1 protein-coding gene is annotated in these 1,562 nt (G+C 64.5%); it reads right to left on the bottom strand.

The window, feature by feature from the left end:
* Nucleotides 1-1,561, bottom strand: a 1,561-nt coding sequence (locus ACZ6O5_RS31255) for a beta-ketoacyl synthase N-terminal-like domain-containing protein (protein WP_465981927.1), incomplete at its 3' end; no start/stop codon positions are given.
* Nucleotide 1,562: the final 1 nt, after the last annotated feature.

The raw sequence follows: 1,562 nt of genomic DNA, 5'->3' as shown, positions 1-1,562 counted from the left end.
GCAAGCCGGTCAGGTCCTGCAGGCCGGTCAGGAGGCTGTCCGTGTCTGCGGCCACCACCACCGCGCGGTGCGCGAACACCGACCGGGCGGTGGCCATAGTCCAGGCGACATCCCGGGCCGAGGTCTCCGGCTGCTCGGTGAGGAACGCCCGTAACCTGACCGCCTGCTCACCCAACGCACGCGCCGTTCTCGCCGACAGCGGCAGTGCCCACGGCGTCGACCCCGCCGGCGCGTCGAGCGTGGCGTTTCGCCCGGCCTCACCGTCGGTGACCTCGCTGACGACGACGTGGCAGTTGGCGCCGCCCATGCCGAACGAGCTGACGCCCGCGACCAACGGCCGGTCAGGATCCGGCCATCCCGCGGTCTGCGTCTGGACCTGCAGGTTCTCCTCCTCCAGCCGAACCCCCGGACCCGCCTGCCGGAAGTTCAAGCTGGCCGGAATCTGACGATGACAAATCGCCAGGATCACCTTGAGGAGCCCGGCGATACCCGCGGCACCCTCAAGATGGCCGATGTTCGTCTTGACCGAACCCACCCGCAGTGGACCGTGCGCACCGCGGGGCCTGCCAACAGCCGCGCCCAACGCGGCCGCCTCGACCGGATCGCCAACCCTCGTGCCCGTGCCGTGCAACTCGACATACTGAACGTCCGCCGCCCGCACACCCGCGCGTTCATGCGCGAACCGAATGACCTCCTCCTGCGCGCGGGCACTAGGAACCGTCAAACCCTCGCTCACCCCATCGTGGTTGACAGCACTACCACGAATCACGCAATACACATGGTCACCATCGACCAACGCCTGCCGCAACGGCTTCAGGACAACAACCGCGCCACCCTCACCACGCACGAACCCGTTGGCCCGCTCATCAAACGTGAAACAGCGGCCATCCGGCGACAACGCCCCGAACCTCGACAACTCAACAGCAGACTCCGCGCTGAGATTAAGAACAACCCCACCAACAATCGCGCTGACACACTCACCACGACGCAGACTCTCACACGCCAGATGAACAGCAACCAACGACGACGACTGAGCCGTATCAACCGTGATACTCGGCCCCGTCAACCCGAACGCATACGACACCCGGTTAGCGACCATGCCACGCTGCAAACCCGTAGCACTGTGCTCAGTGACCGCCTCCACCCCATACCGACGCGACACAGTGGCATAGTCATCCTTGTTCGCACCAATGAACACCCCAACACGGGCACCCCTGACACGCTCCGGCACCACACCAGCGTCCTCAAACGCCTCCCAACCCAACTCAAGCGTCAACCGCTGCTGCGGATCAACAACAGCAGCCTCCCGCGGCGAAATCCCAAAAAACCCCGCATCAAACTGATCCACCCCCTCCAGGAAACCCCCAAACCCCCCACCCAGAACCGGACCACCCGAATCAGACGCAACAACGCCCCACCGATCAGCAGGAGTAGAAGAAATCGCATCCAACCCATCACGCAACAACGCCCAGAACGCCGCCGGACCAACCGCACCCGGCAAACGACACGACACACCAATAACAGCAATCGCACTATCCTGACCCCGGAAGGCCTCAGACATC

The sequence above is a fragment of the Micromonospora sp. NPDC049201 genome (assembly GCF_055586805.1).
The sequence above is the reverse complement of the archived record's forward strand: the minus strand, read 5'-3'. Positions and strand labels throughout refer to the sequence as shown.